Source organism: Algibacter mikhailovii (assembly GCF_014651495.1).
Lineage (GTDB): Bacteria > Bacteroidota > Bacteroidia > Flavobacteriales > Flavobacteriaceae > Algibacter_E > Algibacter_E mikhailovii.
The window spans coordinates 268,593-288,197 of the sequence record NZ_BMWZ01000007.1 but is presented as its reverse complement, the minus strand read 5'-3'; the positions used below and the strand labels follow the sequence as shown (position 1 = coordinate 288,197).

At 34.3% G+C, this 19,605-nt stretch carries 16 protein-coding genes; 12 read left to right on the top strand and 4 right to left on the bottom strand.

What is annotated here, in order from left to right:
* Nucleotides 1–792: 792 nt before the first annotated feature.
* Nucleotides 793–1,527, bottom strand: a complete 735-nt coding sequence (locus tag IE051_RS15395) for a hypothetical protein (RefSeq protein ID WP_189362265.1) — start codon at nt 1,525–1,527, stop codon at nt 793–795.
* A gap of 80 nt (nt 1,528–1,607) precedes the next feature.
* A complete protein-coding gene (locus tag IE051_RS15390) occupies nt 1,608–2,456 on the bottom strand; it encodes a tetratricopeptide repeat protein (protein ID WP_189362263.1) in 849 nt (282 codons plus the stop codon).
* Nucleotides 2,457–2,858: 402 nt separating this feature from the next.
* On the opposite strand from IE051_RS15390, the gene IE051_RS15385 reads away from it, so the two are divergent.
* From IE051_RS15385 to IE051_RS15345, 9 genes are all read left to right on the top strand, one after another.
* Complete coding sequence (locus IE051_RS15385; protein ID WP_189362261.1) at nt 2,859–3,920, top strand: DUF3500 domain-containing protein; 1,062 nt, start codon at nt 2,859–2,861, stop codon at nt 3,918–3,920.
* A 485-nt stretch (nt 3,921–4,405) separates the two neighbouring features.
* Nucleotides 4,406–4,924 carry a RidA family protein gene (locus tag IE051_RS15380; protein ID WP_189362259.1) on the top strand — a complete coding sequence of 173 codons (519 nt, stop codon included), beginning with the start codon at nt 4,406–4,408 and terminating at the stop codon, nt 4,922–4,924.
* An 86-nt stretch (nt 4,925–5,010) separates the two neighbouring features.
* Nucleotides 5,011–6,285, top strand: coding sequence for a metal-dependent hydrolase family protein (locus IE051_RS15375; protein WP_189362257.1), 1,275 nt, complete (start codon nt 5,011–5,013; stop codon nt 6,283–6,285).
* 619 nt (nt 6,286–6,904) lie between these two features.
* The gene (locus tag IE051_RS15370; RefSeq protein ID WP_189362255.1) at nt 6,905–8,332 is read left to right on the top strand and encodes an arylsulfatase; all 1,428 of its coding nucleotides are present in this window, start codon (nt 6,905–6,907) and stop codon (nt 8,330–8,332) included.
* Between the two features lie 193 nt (nt 8,333–8,525).
* Nucleotides 8,526–9,503 (top strand): NAD(P)H-dependent flavin oxidoreductase, encoded by a 978-nt coding sequence (locus tag IE051_RS15365; RefSeq protein WP_189362253.1) that lies wholly within the window; start codon nt 8,526–8,528, stop codon nt 9,501–9,503.
* Nucleotides 9,504–9,692: 189 nt separating this feature from the next.
* The gene (locus IE051_RS15360; protein WP_189362251.1) at nt 9,693–10,529 is read left to right on the top strand and encodes a LytR/AlgR family response regulator transcription factor; all 837 of its coding nucleotides are present in this window, start codon (nt 9,693–9,695) and stop codon (nt 10,527–10,529) included.
* Between the two features lie 126 nt (nt 10,530–10,655).
* On the top strand, nt 10,656–11,318 hold the full coding sequence (locus IE051_RS15355; RefSeq protein WP_189362249.1) for a CPBP family intramembrane glutamic endopeptidase: 663 nt from the start codon (nt 10,656–10,658) through the stop codon (nt 11,316–11,318).
* A 208-nt stretch (nt 11,319–11,526) separates the two neighbouring features.
* Nucleotides 11,527–11,934, top strand: a complete 408-nt coding sequence (locus IE051_RS15350) for a hypothetical protein (protein WP_189362247.1) — start codon at nt 11,527–11,529, stop codon at nt 11,932–11,934.
* 160 nt (nt 11,935–12,094) lie between these two features.
* The gene (locus IE051_RS15345) at nt 12,095–13,534 is read left to right on the top strand and encodes a DUF1214 domain-containing protein (protein ID WP_189362245.1); all 1,440 of its coding nucleotides are present in this window, start codon (nt 12,095–12,097) and stop codon (nt 13,532–13,534) included.
* 125 nt (nt 13,535–13,659) lie between these two features.
* On the opposite strand, the gene IE051_RS15340 is transcribed toward IE051_RS15345, so the two are convergent.
* Nucleotides 13,660–14,472: a hypothetical protein gene (locus tag IE051_RS15340; RefSeq protein WP_189362243.1), complete on the bottom strand. Its 813-nt coding sequence runs from the start codon at nt 14,470–14,472 to the stop codon at nt 13,660–13,662.
* A 185-nt stretch (nt 14,473–14,657) separates the two neighbouring features.
* Nucleotides 14,658–15,863, bottom strand: a complete 1,206-nt coding sequence (locus IE051_RS15335) for a C45 family autoproteolytic acyltransferase/hydrolase (RefSeq protein WP_189362241.1) — start codon at nt 15,861–15,863, stop codon at nt 14,658–14,660.
* Between the two features lie 407 nt (nt 15,864–16,270).
* Here IE051_RS15335 and IE051_RS15330 point away from each other — a divergent pair, with 407 nt between their 5' ends.
* The 3 genes from IE051_RS15330 to IE051_RS15320 all read left to right on the top strand — a co-directional run bounded on the left by IE051_RS15330 (nt 16,271) and on the right by IE051_RS15320 (nt 19,587).
* Nucleotides 16,271–17,155: an SdiA-regulated domain-containing protein gene (locus tag IE051_RS15330; protein ID WP_189362239.1), complete on the top strand. Its 885-nt coding sequence runs from the start codon at nt 16,271–16,273 to the stop codon at nt 17,153–17,155.
* A gap of 161 nt (nt 17,156–17,316) precedes the next feature.
* Nucleotides 17,317–17,715 (top strand): VOC family protein, encoded by a 399-nt coding sequence (locus IE051_RS15325; protein WP_189362237.1) that lies wholly within the window; start codon nt 17,317–17,319, stop codon nt 17,713–17,715.
* 156 nt (nt 17,716–17,871) lie between these two features.
* A complete protein-coding gene (locus tag IE051_RS15320) occupies nt 17,872–19,587 on the top strand; it encodes an amidohydrolase (RefSeq protein ID WP_189362235.1) in 1,716 nt (571 codons plus the stop codon).
* Nucleotides 19,588–19,605 lie beyond the last annotated feature (18 nt).

Here is a 19,605-nt window from a genome sequence, read left to right as displayed (position 1 = left end):
TCAAAGAGTTTCACGAAAAAATCTTAGAAAATGGAGCTATACCAATAAGTGACTTAACAAAAAGTATTGAAGATTGGATTAACTTAAAAACAGAAAAAAACCTACGACCTGGTCTATAATCCAATGGCGGTTTGGAGGTAAAATTGCCTTTTCTGCTTTCTGTCAGCACCGGAAAAATCTCCGATTTTTCACATTGGATCAAAAAGGCATGATAAAAAATAGGTGACTTTTCCTATTTTGAATCCGACACTTTAAATTAGGTCACCACTCAAATTAGTGGATGCTTAAGCAAGCTGCATAATATATTGTAATTAAGCGAATTACTAGTTGCGTTTAATTAAAAGACCGATAAGTCATAGGTTGTCTTATTTTTTTTATCCCGAGAAAAAGCATTAGAATGGAGACCAATTAGATTTTAAATATTAAGATGATTCAACATAGCCCAGAATAAAATAATCTAATGATTTCATAATAACATCGCCAGACGAGAAAAAGAGAGGTCAAATCAGGATAAGCTGAACCTATTATTTGGGAGCTACAGTTTTGAATACCAATCATAATCAATCGTTTCCATTTAACCACAAATCTTCAAACAATTTAATCGTTTGGTTCGAGAATAAGTCAATGTTGTGTACTGAAAAACCCTGTTAATTTTTTTGATTAACAGGATTTTTTATTTTTAATAGTAGCGCTATAGTAGCGACACGCTACTTGTTTTATCATATTTCCCTTTAGTTTCAAATTAAATTTTTCAGATATATTAATCTTTTCATTCTAGGACTGAATAAGTGATTAAGCTAATTTATTCTCAATTTCTTCAGGAGTTTTTGGGATTTTATCTAATTGAATTTTCATCAATTCTACATCTTCTTTCATTTTTTCAATTTCCTTATTTCTTCTTTCAAACTCTTGCCTACCTTTTTCAATTTCAAGAGCTACTTCATCATTTCTCCCAGCACATGCTGTACCTCTTAAATAAACAAACACATTACCCGACGAGCCAATTTCTCTAAAATCAACATCATACTTATAAATTAGATTACAATTTGGAAAAAGCTTAAAAGCTCTCAGTTTCAGCAACTCTTTAACTTCATTAACCGATACTTCTTGAGAATTACCCTTAGCCCATGCATCATCCAAAGATTGCTCTAAAGCATAACCTAACAAACCATTTTCAAATCGATTACCTGTAGAAGCAGTGCCAAACTTCTTAACAATTCCAACATCAACTAATCCAATTGGCTTAGCTTCATATATTTCTGTATTGAATAATTTAATTTTAGAACTGGCTTTTAAATCAATTTCAACTTGTAATTTAACAATAGAGTCCTCAGCCTTTTTATATAAATCAATCTTTGATTTTATATAATTTTTCATTCGATTGTGAATATGAACCTCTTCCATATTCTGATTTTTAAAATCATTAGTCTTCCATGTACCTTTTCTAAGACTACTAGGCAATAAACCATTTAGCTTATCACATTGCTCTTTAGTTAACTCACTATTCTTACTTCCAAAAATTCCCATAACTCAAATTTGTTTTTGCAAAAACACTAATATTTGCAGGTGAAAAATATGATACACATCATTTATCATCTTCATATACTCTAGTTACATTCACTTTCAAACAACTCCCTTGCTTTTTCATCTCCTAACTCAACTCCTTTTTTAAAATCAATACAAGCCTCAGTTGAATTTCCATGTGACAATTTCATCAACCCTCGGACATAATAAGCACCATCATAATTAGGAGAAATGTCTATAGTCTTAGTTAAGTCAGCTATCCCTCCATAATAGTCTTTTATTTGACCTTTTGAAACTCCTCTAATATAATAATAATAAGGATTATTAGGATCAAGCCCAATTGCTTTAGTAATATCACTTATATTCCCAGAAGTGTCTCCTAAATCATTTTTAATATTGCCTCTCACAACATAGTTAGAGGCATCGTTAGGGTTAAGTTCAATTACCTTAGTCATATCAGCTATAGCTCCATAAAAATCTTTTAACTCTTGTTTAGAAATAGCCCTAACAGAATAATAACTAGCATCATTAGGCTTGAGGTTGATAGCTTTAGTTGCATCCTCTATTGCTCCACTATAGTCTTTTAATTTAACCTTAAAAAGCCCTCTTGAATGATAAGCAAGAGCAGCAATAGAATCAACTGGATTAAGGTTTATAACTGCAGTCATATCAGCTATAGCTCCATAGTAGTCTTCTTTCCTCCTTTTTACAAATGCCCTATCAAAATAAGGTGAAGGATCGTCAGGACTAAGCTCTATAGCTTTAGTATATTCTGTAATCATGCTATCAAATAAATTAACTTCTTGATCTTCATCAAATACCTGCTTATTAATTTCAGAAACATTGTCTTCACTTTGACCTAGAACCCCAAATGGTAAAATAAAAAGCATCAGAACTAAAACCTTAAAAAACCTTCTTTTATGTAACCTCATATAATTAAATTTTTTTTGCAAAAATACTAGATACACCATGAGAAAATTATGATAAATATCACTAATCCTTTTCATAAAGACCAGCAATTTCTTTCAAAGCTTCATCTGATAATTTTCAAATAAAACCTTCCTAACTTTCACATTTAATCAACATCTTCTTAAACCTACCCTTATATCAAAAGAAGGATATCCTACCAATAGGCAATCGCATAAAGACCCAAAATAACGAAGGCATAATTCTAATTAAAACAACCAAATCATTATATTTGAGAGAGATAGCACCTATTTTAAAATCTATATCTCTATTTCAGATAAGCAAAATGATTACTCGGTTTATCCGGAAATAAAACCTCAAAAACGGATATTACATAAGTAGCTGCAAACAATTAAAACCAACTTATAATGAGAAAACTATTCACGATAATTTTAGCGCTTCAGTTTATTTGTAGTTTTTCTCAAACAACCGAAGAATTGGTTACTGCTAGCAACCTATTTCTTGAAACATTGAATGAACAAGAAAACAAAGAAATATTACAAAAATTTAGCGATTCATTGAGAACAGAATGGACTAATCTACCTAGCGGAATGGTAAAAAGACCAGGGAAAAAACTCGGTGATTTATCAAATGCTTCTAAAACCACACTTCACGAATTACTCATAACTATATTTAGTTCCCAAGGATATTTAAAAGTAACAAGTATTATGCAATTAGATGATATTCTAAATAATGGAGCAAAAGCAGCCTTTGAAGAAGAGTTTATTAAAGAGAAATTGTTCTTACAAACAAAAAAATTGGGTTGGAATTATAATAATTTCTTTATTTCCATTTGGAACCAACCAAGTCTTACCAAACCTTGGGGAATAAAATTTGAAGGACATCATCTATCAATAAATATAACAGTTTTTGGAGAGCATGTTTCTTTCACACCAATGTTTATTGGAGCTGGTTCAGAAGTTTTGCCATTTACCAAACACATAGGGTTAAGATATTTAAGTAAAGAAGAAGATTATGGCATAAAGCTTATTAACTCATTTAATGAAGAGCAAAAAAAACAGGCTACCTTAAATGAAGAAGTCCCAAAAGATATAATAACCAATCCAGATAGTGATAAAAGAATAACGGATTACAATGGTATTAAAGCCGAACATTTGACAAATGAACAAAAACAACTTTTGATGCTGCTAATAAAAGAGTATGTTAACAATCTTGAGAACGATAAAGCACAGGAAAATCTTGACAAGATTAAGACTTCTGGTGTTGAAAACATCTATTTTGCTTGGATTGGTAGTTATCAAAGTAAAGCTCCTCACTATTATATCATTAATGGACCTGATTTTATAATTGAATATGACAATGTAGGTTTTAGAAATAATGGCGACCACATTCATGCTATTTGGAGAGAAAAGATTAATGATTTTGGAGAAGATATTCTTAAAACGCATCATCTAAAACATAAACACTAATACATTAAAATAAATTTGTCTGGTAAAAACATCTTTCCTATTTACTATGGCAAAACTTACAAATATAAACCTTGTTTATTGTGAAACTTGTATTTCTTACTCATACTACTAAATTACAAAAGCTTTAGTTTAAAGCTTAGCTTGTTGTTTTACGTACTTAAATACGGCACTCGATACAAACGAGCACAAGCGTGAGAAGAATCTTCTACCAATAGGCAATCGCATATAGACCCAAAAATAATATCGTCATAGTTCTAAACAAAACAACCAAATCACTATATTTGAGAGAGATAGCACCTATTTTAATATCTATATTTCTATTTCAGATAAGCAAAATGATTGTTAGGTTTATCGGGAAAAACAACCCCTAAAACAATAGACTCTATGAGTGCATAACGAGTTGTGCGTCATACGAGAAAAACTGATTTAAAAATAAAACGGAAAAGCCGACAAGCGACCAAAGTAGGCATTAAACAGTCAGAATTATGAGAAAAACAACCAACCGATTGAGTTTACTCACAACACTCTGCCTATTGACTTTTGGACTACAAAACTGTGAACAAAAGCAAAAGGAAAAAACGCTAGAAGTTGAAAAAGAGGTAATAGTTGAATCAGAGAAACCTGAATATTTTCTCTTGAGACCAGAAGTGGAAAAAGCTTATGGATATTCCCACGCCGTGAAAATTGGAAATAGCATTAAAATTTCTGGAGCAGTAAGCATGGACGATGAAGGAAATCCAACCGCCGTTGGTGATATAGAACAACAGATGAAAAACTGTTATGCTGATTTGGAAAAAATATTAAAACATTATGGTTGCACATTTGACGATGTAGTAAAAGAAGACGTTTTCACTACTGACATGGCACAAATGCTAGAAAAATCAGCATATAGAGCTGAAATTTATAAAAACAGATTCCCAACTGGAACTTGGCTTGAAGTAAAGGGTTTAGCTTTACCTGAATTTATGATTGAAATCGAACTTGAAGTACATAAATCTGAATAGTAGTAAGAACGCACAACAATAGCTGTAAACAATTACTATTCCACGCTTATCCCGAATAAAGACTACATAATTTAAAACTATTTTATATGAAACATTTATTATCTCTAATACTGCTTTTAATAACTACTTTTTCTTCTCAGGCACAACCCAAATTACTAAAAGCAGATGCATACTTGAATGTTAATACAGGAAAACTGGTTACCCCTGCAAATCTGCTTATTGAAGATGGCATGATAAAGGATATCGACCCAAAAGCACTGCCAGAAAACACAGAAATAATAGACCTGAATGGAAAAGTACTTTTACCCGGGCTAATGGATATGCATGTTCATTTGGATAGTGACTTTGAAGGAAATTGGGATTACATCTATAAGGAAAGTTCAAGCCAAGGTACGATTAGGGCCATTGTTAATGCGGAAAAAACACTATTGGCAGGGTTTACAACGGTTAGAAATATTGGACAGCTGCACCTTACCCCAGAACTTATTGACGTGGCAATTGCCGAAGCATCCAATAAAGGCTTAATCATTGCTCCAAGAGTAATCCCTTCAGGGCATATGATCACAATAAGTGGTGGACATGGAGATCTTTCTCTTGGCCTATCCGAAGGATTAATTGAGCTAGGTCCCAGAGATGGCATTGTTAATGGAGAACTTGATGCTATTGAAGCAGTACGCTATCAGATTAAGCATGGTGCAAAATTCATAAAAATACATGCTACGGCAGGTGTGCTTTCTATGGAAGAAGCCGTAGGAGCCCAACAATTAAGTAACGAGGAAATGAGAACTATTGTCGAAGAGGCCTCAAGACATCATATTAAAGTTGCTGCACACGCCCATGGCACCGAAGGTATTATCGCAGCAATTAACGCTGGTGTTTATTCCATTGAGCATGGTTCCTTATTAGATGATGAAGGCATTCGCTTAATGAAAGAAAAAGGCGTGTATTTAGTTCCTACAACTGGACTTTCAAATGTGGTCAATGACATGGTTGATAAAATGCATCCTGTAATGGCTGGCAAAGCAAAATACGTTTTACCACTCGCCAAAGAAAACCTAAGAAAAGCCATAAAATCGGACGTAAAAATAGCATTTGGCACAGATACACCTGTTATTCCACATGGTCAAAATGCTATTGAATTTTCAGCACTAATAGCTTGTGGCATGAGTCCAATAGAAGCCATAAAAACAGCAACGATAAATGCTGCAAATATGCTAGGACTTTCTGACAGAGGCGAATTAAAAGTAGGGTTACTTGCCGATATTATTGCTGTTGATTCTAACCCCATTAAGGATATTAAAACATTGGAAAGCGTAAAGTTTGTCATGAAAGATGGCGTTGTCTATAAAAATGAAAAATAAAACGGGCACACAGTAAAAAGCTAAGAGAAGCAAACTACAAGAAAAAACAGTCCCTGGTAACCACGTATTTAAAAGCGTTTTTTACCTAACCTCGAATGCATTCGTTTTTCAGAGTGATTGTTCTAAAAAATAGCATTCATTTCAACAATGAATTCATTAAATGGTTATTATCTAATATAATTATAATTACTTTTTAAACATTTTCATTAACTTGTTGTCATTACAACCAACTGGACTTGAATTTTTTAAATGAAAAACAATATTTTATGCGTACAATCTACTTCAACAGAAGACTATGCAAAGTCCTTAGAAAGTATATTGCCTAAGGCGACAGTAAGGTCAAAGGAGAATTAGGATAGGTTTTATTCTTTTGGAGAAGGGATATTCTCCAATGGCTTTTATTTAGGTAGAACAACCACTCAGAATTATTTGGCGAATTTCCTTCTGAAACACTACAAAATACAACACGTTTGTAATAGGAAGGTATCACAATACACTAAAATGCCATATTTTCGTTTTTCTGATGTACTTTTTCGTTTTTTAAATAGTCCTTTTCTGAATACCAAAAATATAATGTTTTAACTTTACTACAGCTATTATCCAATAAACACCACATATCATGAAAGTTTTACCAACGCTTATTTTTTCATTTTTTTTAGTTACCAGCAGTATGGCTCAAGAACAACCTAACGTTGTATTAGTATTCCTTGATAACTTTGGCTATGGTGAACCTGGATTTAACGGTGGCGGCATTACACGTGGCGCACCAACGCCAAAACTTGATAAACTAGCCTCCGAAGGTTTTCGTTTAACTAATTTTAATGTGGAAGTTCAATGCACACCTTCCCGATCGGCAATTATGACTGGACGTTATGCCATTAGAAGCGGTAACGCAACGGTTCCATTGGGCGAAGGCGTTTATGGTTTAGTACAATGGGAAGTAACCATGGCAGAGATGCTCTCTGATGCCGGTTATGCTACAGGAATGTATGGCAAGTGGCACTTGGGAAGAACCGAAGGGCGTTTCCCTACTGATCAAGGATTTGATGAATGGTATGGCATTCCCAATTCGACTGATGAATCGGTGTATTCTTCTGTGGATGGTTTTGCTGAAAGTGGAGTTTCCGAAGCTTACGTTATGGAAGCTAAAAAAGGTGAAACGCCTAAAAAAGTAAGACCCTATCGTTTAGATTATAGACCATTAATTGATAGAGACCTAACAGATAAGGCCATGGATTTTATGGAACGACAAGCTAAAGCTAAAAAACCATTCTTTGTATATCTGCCGTATACTGCCACGCACTTTCCTACCATGCCACATCCCGATTATAAGGGTAAAACCGGAAATGGCCCATGGGCAGATTTACTGACTCAAATTGATGATTATACCGGTGAACTTCTTGCAAAAGTGGATGACTTGGGAATAGCAGAAAACACCATATTTATTTTCACAGCAGATAACGGACCAGAAGCTTTAGATTTTCAAAACACAAATTTAACCGTTGAGACAGCAATTAATGGTTCGGCCGGCCCTTGGAGAAGCACTTTGTTTTCAAGTTTTGAAGGGGCTTTACGCGTTCCCTTTGTTATTCGTTGGCCTAATAAAGTTCAGGCAAACACCGTAAGTGATGAAATAGTACATGCTATGGATTTATTTCCAACAATAGCAAAAATTACAGGAGGTAGCATTCCTAAAGACCGCGCAATTGATGGCATTGAAATGTCTGATTTCTTTTTAGGAAAGCAGGAAAAATCAGGTAGAGATGGATTTGTAGTTTATATGGGTAAAGACATTTTTGCAGTAAAGTGGAAAAATTGGAAACTTCATTTTAAGGAGCAAACTGCATGGAATGGAAAATTAGATACCTACACCATGCCAAGGGTATATAATCTTTATACTGATCCGCAAGAGAAAAACAATGTGCTCTTTCCGCACACCTGGGTTCCTAAAGCTGCACTTGTTCAGCTAACCGAACATATGATTTCTTTAAAAAAGTATCCAGCCATTATAACGGGCCAAAAAGATCCGTATAATCCCGAGAATTAATCTACGGACTTAAAATTGTCACCAATGCATTCAGTTAAAATCACAAGCTTATGAAAACATTGTTAAACATGAAATAGTGCTTTTTTGATATTTCAGAAAACGCTTTTAAATGGAAAAGTGAAGTGAAAATGAGTGGAAATAATTATTTTACAAATTATTACATGGAATTATTTCGAATTAACAATACTGAATAATGAGTAACTTACCTTTAAATAAGCATTCTCAAAAATTAATTAAATTGTTAGGAATACAACTCCCCATAGTGCAAGCACCAGTTGGAGGTGTAGCCATTCCTAATTTAACAGCAGCTGTATCCAATGCTGGTTGTTTAGGCGGAACAGCTTTAAGTTGGTCAGATCCCGCGGGAGCAACTCAAACAATTAAATCTATTCAGTCAAAAACAAAAAGGCCTTTTTATGCAAACTATGTTTTAAATTTTGAGCCAAAATCTTTACGGACTGCGGTAGAATTAGGCGTTAATATTATTCAATTTTCTTGGGGCATGCCAACTCAAGAAATTATAGCATACTTAAAAAACAAGTCCGTTGTTTTGGGTGTGCAAGTCACCAGCAAAGAAAGTGCATTACAAGCCATTGCGTTGGGCGCTAATTATTTAGTATGTCAAGGGACCGAAGCAGGCGGACATGTCCATGCTTCTAAACCTTTAGAAATAGCACTTAAAGAGGTTTTATCGGTTTCTGAAGACATACCAATATTGGCTTCAGGGGGTATATCGACTAAAAATGACATAATTAAGTATTTAAATCAAGGTGCGGCTGGAGTGGTCATGGGAACGCGTTTTGTTGCCACAAAAGAAAGTGGCGCTCATGAAGATTATAAACATGCCATTGTTGCAGCAAAAAAAATGGACACTGTACAAACTGTTTGTATGAATAAAGGATGGGAAAGTTCTATTCATAGAATATTAAGAAATTCAACTTTCGAAAATTGGGAGTCAGAAGGTTGTCCGAAAATTGGAAATCGTCCAGGAGAAAATGATATTATTGGAAAAAATGCTCATAATCGGAATATTGAACGGTATAGTTTTAGTGCGCCAACAATAGGAGTTACTGGAGAAATCGAGGCAATGACGCATTATGCAGGAGAAAGCGTGGATGAAATCAACGACATTCCTACGGTACATGCACTTATTGAAAACTTAATAAAATAATTACTGCTACTAACAGCGCCCATAGTTCATTACTTGAAAATTCATAGCTACATTTCTTATGGCTTCTAGATAATGGGATACTGTTTATTCGCTAACTTAATACAAGAGTACCGTACATTACCCTTGACAAAAATGTTATAGAGAAATTATTTTCTATTTTTGAATCTAAAGACAAAGCGCTTTCAATTCATGAGTAGCAAACTGGGCAATAAGCATGTAGTAAAAAAACTTAGGCATTCTTTTATTGAAAGTCCAACCTGGCGCTTGTTAAAGAAAGGCCTACTATTTACCATTTTCTCATTAATAGTTAATCATTTAGCCTCGCCAGAAAGTTTTCCAGATGGTGGGTCCTACAGATTCCCCTTAGAAGGTTTTCTTTTTACTATTGTCCTATGTATTCTTATTGGCATCATTGCGGAGTTGAATTTTAAGCATTATAAGAAAACATACTTCTCAAAAAAGGTAGAAATTGTTTCCATCTCCAGGTATATGGCTTCTACCCTCGCTTATATTACCATACTATATATTCCTATTAATATTATAATAAATATACTTGCTGGGGGAAATACAGAATTCTATTATTTATTAATTGGATTGCTAATTACCCTATTATTAAGTTTTATTCTCATTGGTTTAGCCTATGCTCAAGACGTATACTATTTGTATAAGTTATCCATAAAAGATGCTGAAATAACGATTGAAAGCGGCGCAAAAACAACGAAGCTCACTTATGAAAATATTGCCTGCTTTTACATTGAAAACAAAATTGTGTATACGGTTCAGAATAATGGCACAACCATTAATACAGATTTCACATTGAATGAGCTCGAAGAAAAAATAAATGATCAATTGTTTTTTAGAGTCAATCGGAAAATGATCATTCACAAAGATGCTGTAGACCAGATTGAAAAGATTGAAAACGGCAAGTTGCGCATTCGTTTAAAAACGACTGTTGAAAACCATGCCATTCCTGAAATCACTATCAGTCGTTACAAACGAAAAGCTTTTATGAATTGGTTTCAATAAAAAATACCAAAAACGACCTACCATTCAGTTATAATTTTACGACCACTCAGTAAAAACACACTTATTTAAAGGGGTTTTCAGAGATTTTGTTCATTATTTCGCTTAAAACAAAAATCAAAAAACACAATGAAAAACCTAAGTTTAAAACAAATAGTACTGCCATTACTTACCCTAGCTATCATCTGCTTTTTATGGTTTGGGCCTATCCAGATTAATTATGTGGTAAATATTATTATTTCCATATTAATTATTCTTGCGAATTATATAGAATACAATGGAAAACCATTTTCGGCACTTGGATTTCAACGCGAAAAATTCACATTAAAAAACATCTTGGTCCTTGCACCTTTAGTGGCCATGGGCCTCTTTATTTTTTATGTATTCATATTGGTTCCGGGAATTACAACACTCACCGGAGCGCCAATAGATTATTCAAGTTTTGATCCATTGAAAGGCAATCTTTCGGCCTGTTTAACAGCTTTAGTGGTGGTTTGGGCTTCAGCAGGATTTGGAGAAGAAATTATCTTTCGCGGTTATTTTATGCGACAATTTGTAAAATTCTTTGGAGAAAGTAAAGTTAGTATTGTACTTAATATTATCGTCCTTGCTTGTTTTTTTGGCTTTATGCACAGTTATCAAGGCATCACCGGGCAACTTGTTACAGGGGTTGTTGGCGCCATCCTAGCCCTAATTTTCTACTTACGTAAATACGATTTGTGGTTTGTTATCGCTGTTCATGGTTTTTTTGATACCATTGCCATAATTTGTGTTTACTTTGGTTTGACTTAACATATTAAAAACCATTAATAAGCTAAACTAACCTTTTTTATTTAGCCATATGAGCATTTTAAAATCCATGTTATTTCATCCAAGCGCTATTCTTCTATACCGCGGTATTTCCTAAACAGAAATGCTTATCTTGGCACATAGCTTTAATGATTTAGTCCTGTTCTAAAGGGAGACAGCACAACTAAATAAAAAATTCAAGACCAGTGCAATGCCCAAAAAATTAATGTATGGTGTAATTTCAATCCTATTTCTAGGACTTTTATCTTGTGATAAAAACACTAATGAAGGGGCATGGGAGGATAATATAAAACTATCCCATAAGGAGATAAATTTTACTGCAGAATCTAATACTGTGCTTATAACTACGGAAGGAAACTGGTGGTGGATAAACGGAATAGCTCTAAATGATGACTGGAGTTACGATATAAGCGAAATTGATACAACCCAAGATAAATTTTTAATTGAAGACACAGCATTTACCATTGAAAGAAGAAACACCAATGAAATTCACATTGCCATGACTGAAAACCAAACCAGCTCAGCGAGAACCCTTACCATTGGTGTACAGGCAGGAAATTATTTTGACAGCATAAAAATTATCCAATCTGGAAATTGATTTTTATTTGAGCATACAGCAAGGTTTAAAATAATGACTATTTTGTACTAACATGGGAGTTTTTTGTATTCTGGCTTGTGATTTTCTGCGGAAAATCCTAGTTTACAAACAAGGCCAATTACAATAAACAAATGCGCTAACAAATATTAAAAACACCAACATGAATAAAAATATTTTAGGATGCTTGATCATTTCATTGATTTTCTCTCTATGTTCTTGCTCCGCAGAAAAAAAGGATAAAGCTTCAGTGGAACAGGACACCATTGAAAAAAGTATTGGATATCAAATCATGGTGCAACGTGCTACACAGGCTGCTATTTGGGCAATGCCAGGAGTTGCCTTGGTAGACTTCATAAAGGCCACGCGAAGAGATTTGGGAGGAGACTACGGAGACGTTTTATACCTAACAAAACCTTTCGATTCAAAACATGGCTTTTTAACTGCCAATGATGTTACGGCCTATGCTTGGAGTAATATTAGTATTGCCAATGGCCCTATGATTGTTGATGTCCCAGCTGCCTCAGATAAAGTGAGCTATTTTGGCTCCTTTGTAAATGCTTGGTTTCAACCTATAGAAGATGTAGGACCAGCGGGTGCGGATAAGGGAAAAGGTGCAAAGTATGTATTAGTGGCCGACACTTATGATGGTGCAATTCCTGATGGGTATATCGTATTAAAATTCGACACCTATGATATCGGATTTGCATTTAGACCGCGTTTATACAATGGTGCAACAGATGTTGATGCCGCCGAATATGCTCAAACCATAAAAATATACAGTTTGGCTGAGGCAAGTAATCCTCCACCCACAAAATACATCCATGTTAACCCCATAGCATTTAATAGTTTACCGACCTATGATCACACCTTTTTTGAAGATATCGATCATTTAATTCAAAACAACCCAGTTCGCAAACAAGATAAAGTCATGGTCACCCTTTTAGAAGATTTAGGTATTGTAAAAGGGAAAACGTTTAACCCTTCTGAAATTCAAAAAAAGGCTATTAAAGAAGGTACCGAATTAGCTTGGGAAACTTTGCAAACTAATTTTTTTACGCCAGGCAAAACCATGGTACCCTTGTGGCAAGGAAAAACGCAATGGCAAGTATGGAAATTTAGAGAAGGACAACCACAGCTAGGCTTTCCCTTCGAAAACAAGGAGAAAATATTCATAGATGATCGGGCCAATTTATTTTTCTTTATTACCTATTTACCGAAATATTTAGGAGGTGGCACATTCTATCTAAATGGATTGAAAGATAGTGAAGGAAACCTTTTTAATGCCAAAGACACCTATAAATTAAATGTACCTAAAGATACACCTGCAAATGATTTCTGGTCTGTTATAGTATACAGTAACAAAACTAAAGGCTTCATTAAAAATGCTCCTAGATTGGGTCTCTCTTCAAGAAATACAGATACAATGGTTGCTAATGACGATGGCTCTTATGATATTTATTTTGGACCAAATCCTCCAAAAGGTAAGGAGGCAAATTGCATACCTACAGGTGAAGACTTTTTTCTATTGTTCCGTCTATATGGACCAAAAACAAAAGATTTCTATAAGACGTGGATGCTTGGCGATGTTGAAAAACTATAACAACATAGACTAGTCACACCCTCCGGCGTACGGCTCAAATACTAAAAAGCTGAACATCTTTAAACTAGTGGATGTCTAAAGTATTTGAATAATTAGCGGTAGTTATGAATAAGTAATTAGGACATTTAAAACTGAAATCCAACTTTCATAATCCAACCTTTAACGTTTCCATTGAAAATAGCCTCTTTTCTAGGAAAATCTAGATGGTAAGATCTATAGCCGAAACTAACCATAAAGGTTTTAGTAAACATGTAGTTTGCACCAAGCATAAATTGAGAGGTATTATAGGTATTAAATACTGTTGGTCCTATATCCCCGTAGCCTATCAACTCTATTTTTGGATGTGGCCTATACCTTAAATTTGTTCCAATCACAGGATCAATCCAATATTGACTTCGCTCTCCTTCAATTTGACCAATACCAATGGCATTTGTTTTCAAGCCTATTTTAAAAAAAATAAATTTAGCTCCCAATAAGGCATCAAATTCAAATTTCGGATTTTTTACAACTCTGTATCCAACACCAATATCCCCAGCCATATAGGTCAGCTTAATAATATTGTCCTGCAAAACCAATTCATAAGGCGTAATGGCTTCACTTTCCAAGATCAAGGATGAAAAATTGAACTGCGTAATAATATGCTCTGTCTTATACTGGCCAGCAAGCATTAATGCAAACTTAATGGAGTTTTTAATGTCTTTAAATCCCACATCAATGTCATATTTAGGTGGCGGAGGCTCTGGCATTAATTCCGGTTGGGGTGGTCTATATATGGTTCCTTTTAAACCTACAAACCAGAAGTAAGGACTAATACGGAAATTCCAATCGTTGGGTTTTGATATAGAATCTGACTCCTGATTTTCCTGTGCTTCTAAGGTAGTGGTCTGACCGAACCAAAAGCATACTATAAACAATGAGATGACGAATCTCTGCGACATGGCTTAAGGGTGTTTAATAAGAGTTAAACTCTAAACTATGTCTAAAAATACACAAATTGTTTTTATTAAAATACTTTGTTAACTAACAGCCTTTCAATCTGCAGCCAAGTAATTAACCTTTTAACCAAAAAAATCATCCATGGCGTAACCACAGATGATTTTAAGACGAAAGGTATTTATTTTATTTAGAATTGAAAACTAACATGGTCATACCAATTTGGTGAATCAGGAGTGGTGTATAGTATCGGACTTCCTGCTTTAGGTATCTCTACTATCATACACATGATGGTTCGTCCTGTAGGGCTTCCGGGGTTAACTAATATAGGCTTTACCATTTTTAAATCACGCACACCATTATAGTCAATTGATGACGCACTTTTATCAAGAATTTCTGTGGCTGTATGTAATCGTTGATGTGTATAGCCGTAACTTCCTCCTCCTGTCTCTGCATCCATTTTGAATGTAATAGGAGCATCTTTTATAAGTGTATGATTGGTGTGAACGGCATAGTTATCACCGAAACCGGTTACCATAGCAACCTCATCTTCCCAAGCTTCAACAGATATTACTTGATCGCGGTCGCCTATCATATAATTCATAGCTGTACCAGCTGTCATAGTTGAAAGATAATCATAAGCTTTTAATGCTGTTTCACTTTCTAAAATTTTTCTAACATTGAAGGATACTGGAATCCCATAGTCTGTTGTTGGTAAATCAGCAATTGTGTTTACCCCAACACTTACGCCTCTATTGTTAACACCGTTTTGTCCAATTTGACCTGCAAATGTTTGCTGCAATATTTCTAAATCAGAGTTAGGATATTTAATTTTTAGAACTGTAACAGCCCCTTCATGATAGGTAGGTATATCATTATTATGAGTAACGTAATTAGGTAAATCGTTTCGGCCATAAACTCCTGTAGTGGTGCAATGCCCATCTCCAAGCGAGATTCTACCAGAACTCATTAAATATAGGAATACCTCATCAAAACTCTGGTAAACAAATAGTTTATTAAAATCTACCTGCGCACCATCTGCAATACCTTGCATTTCCTCATACAGTTTAGGCAGTCGTTTCTTTACCGATTTTATATGCCCTGTATTTTTGGCAAAATCTTTAATTAACTGTTCTGGGTTGTCTTCATTTGCATTTTCTGTGAGCCATTGCTCAAACTGGGCAATGGTTCTTTTTATTACATATTTCATAGCTGCGCCATGTTGATAGCCTCTAATGTATGGTGTCTCTCCATCAAGTTCTAAATAATAAACCCCTCCTCTGGTCTCTACCTTTGGTATTTCGATGTCATTAATCTGTTTTTTTTGAGCAAAGGTTGTTATGCTCATCCCCAATACTATAAGGGCAATTACTAAGTTGTTTTTTAAATTTTTCATAATACTCTATTTTATGGTTATTATAATCTCTACACTTACAACAGTGCGAAGTTTGATGTTAAACCCTAATAGATTTATTTAAAATAGCACAAATAAAACACAACTAACTTATAAAGAAGTAGTTACGAAGGTGTTTTTTTTAAGGAGCGCAGCTGGTTTATTCAAAAAAGAAACTCATATTTGCGTCCTACTTCTTCAAAACCTTGATCATAAGGCGGATGAAAAAGCGATGAAAAAACATAGGAATTATTCTAAACAACACAATGCAAATCTTTATATTTGAGAGATATCACCTGTTTTAAAGCCCATATTTTAGTTTTTAGTAAATAAAGGGATTATAAGGCTTAATGGGACATCTAAGGCCATAGACCGTTTATTACTAGTTATCATTAATACTAAAGTGCTAAATGAAAAATTTAATCATACTAGTTATAGGAATAATTTCATTGGGACTTAATGCGCAACAAATACAATTTTTAGACCTTCCTTCATTTTTTGATAGAGAATTTGAAATTTCTGGTTTAACTGGGAATGAAAAAAATTTGTTTTTAGCAGCAGAGCGGTGCGCTAAAATATTTGTCATCAAAAAAGAAGACCTGACTCATATTGAAACAATTCGCTTAAACATAGATGATATGCCTAATGGCGTTGAAATAGAAGGGTTAAGTTTATTCAAAGACTTTTTGCTACTAATAGATGAAAAGAATGGTAAAATATTTTCATTCAATCTTAAAACTGAAAAACTAATCACTTTAAAACCGAATGGAATAGATTTAAGTTTATTTAAAGGCAGATATGGTATTGAAGGAATTGCAGTTGATGAGGAATCGAAAGTATTGTATTTATTAAGAGAGAAAAATGAAAAACTCCAAAGTGAAATACATGCTTTCTCAATGTCTGAAAAAGATGGTTCCTTGAATTTGAATTATAGAAATCAAACTTTAGTTCAGCACAAAGATGAAAAATGGCGATATACAGGATTATCAATCGATTATGAAAACAATACGCTATTGTGTTTAAAATCATACTACGTGAAGGGCCAACCTCATTTGGATAAAACAGAAATTGACCACATATCAATTGATTCACTTTCTAATAAAAATTCAAAATCAAATATGCTATTATCACTTACCAAAGAAGTCTATTTTATGAGAAATTCCTTTGCTACGAATATAGAAGGAATTTATTCAGATAATGAATCAATTTTCGTGACTAGTGACAATGGTGAAGGCAAAAAAGACTGTAGTCAGAAATCTATGAAAACGATTATGATTAGAGTGAAAAAGCACTAATGCTAACAATGGCTTCAAGCGATTGCTTGATGTTGTTAAGTGCCAATCGGAATATTTTTTGAATACTCCTCTCGCTGTCTCTTTTTTACTAACTTTAGTACATTAAGTAACTAGCAACTAGCCATAGCCGAAACCCAATACAATAAACAAAATGCACTTCTATGAAAGCAATAATCGGGCATATTATTTTTAACGTAAAAGATTTCAATGAATCCGAACTATTTTATGATAAATTACTGATTGCAATGGGATTTGAAATTGACTATGTTAGTGAAGGTGATTTTGGAAAAATGAAATCTTATAAGCAAGGCGAACATAATCTTTATATACGATTTGATCAAAATAAAAAAAGCGGAAAATTTGTCCGTAATGTTGGATTAGACCATTTGGCATTTGAATTGAATAACGAAAACGAGGTTGATAAAATCTATGAATTGATTAAAAAACTGAATGTAAAAATCACTTGTGCACCAAGAAAATACCCTGATTATACCGCATCTTATTACGCATTTTACTTTCGTGACCCTAATGGAATTCCATTAGAAGTTTATTTGCAGTAAACGGATTTGAAAACTAAATAATCTACTGTATATAACATGATATAAAAATAATGCTTAAGTTTAATACTAATTCCAAACGTTGGCGTATTGGTCACTTCATTTTCCTGCGGAAAATTGGCGCTCAAAAACGCGTTGTATGCCATTAAAACAATAACTATGAAATACATAATAATTATTTTTATTTCAACACTCTTACTTTCATGCCAAAATGAAATAAAAGAAAAGGCCGACTATATTTATATCAATGGAAAAATTTATACTGTAAATGAATCTCAACCCTGGGCAGAGGCTATTGCTATTAAAGATGGTAAATTTATTAAGGTAGGCGCAACAACTGATGTTAATGCTTTAATTGGAGATAACACCAAAGTAGTGGACCTAAAAGGGCAATTTGTGATGCCTGGAATTACAGATATGCACGCGCACCCTTTTACTGGTGTTGATTTGGGAACAGGAAGTATGAACTTGACGAATCCAGGAGATCGGGAAGCTATTTTAGCCGACATCAGAAAATATGTTAATGAAAACCCAGACAAAGATGTCTATTTAGGTGGTAACTGGAACGTTGGTGGACTATTTGAAAATGACAGTCCAGATAAAAAAATACTGGATGAAATTATTCCAGATAAACCAGTCTTTATTTTAAGTCAAAGCGGTCATTCAGCATGGGTTAATTCAAAAGCACTAGAGATTTCTGGTGTTGATGAAAATTTTCAAAATGAAGGTTCTTATATTTTTGATCGCTACCCTGGAACAAATGAACCTTCTGGAACGGTTAGAGAAAGTGGTATGGTAACCATTATGAATAATTTGAACTACCTGAACCCTAACGAATTCGCACCTTTGTTTAAAAATGAATTAGTACGGTATTCTAAATATGGCATAACCAATATTCAACCAGCCGAAGGCGCGGCTTCACATCTTTTAGGGGCAGCGCTACTTGAGAAAAATGATGAATTAAATGTTCGGCTTTTTCCAGCATTAGATTGGTTAACATCACAACTGAGGGTTACTAATGACGAAGATACCAAAGCATTTATTGACGACTGGAAAGCATATGAAACAGAATTAATTAAACCTCATTATGTAAAAATATTTGCTGATGGAGCAGCTGATTCTCATACACTATTATTGTCGGAGCCCTATGCCGATGCCCCTGACACAAAAGGGTCTATGTATTTGCCAATTGAGGATTATAGTAAGGCTATATTAGATTATCATTCTAAAGATATCTCTGTGCATATTCATGCAATGGGAGACCAAACATCAACGTTAATTATTGACATTTTTGAAGAAGCAGAGGCTACCTATCCAGACTCTAAAGGTGTACTGCATTTCGGGCATGCGCCATTTGTAAAAGAAGCCGATTTAGATAGACTTTCTAAGTTGAAAAAAGTAACAATGAATTTTTCTCCTATGTTAGCAGTGCCACATCCTCAAATGAAATTATTTGTAGAAACGCCCCTCGGAAAAGAAAGGCATCAAAAGCAATACCCTGTTAAAACCAGTATTGAAAAAGGTCTAATAGCGGGATTCGGAAGTGACTTCCCCTCGTCTTTAGTGCCAGAACCTAATTCATTCTATTATATGCAGGGCTGGGTTACTAGGGAGGTACCAGGGCAGTCAGAATTAGGGACCATTAACATATCTAATGCTATCACCATTGAGCAAGCAATTAAAGGCTTTACTTTGGGGGGAGCTCAGGCTTTAGGTTATAACTATGCGAATGACTTTGGCTCGATAGAAATTGGAAAATCAGCCGATTTTGTAATCCTTGATCAAAATTTGTTAGAAATTGATAAAAGAGACATTTACAACACAAACGTTATGCAAACCATATTTAGAGGCAAGGTAGTATACTCAAATAACTAAAACCGTTGGCAAACATGA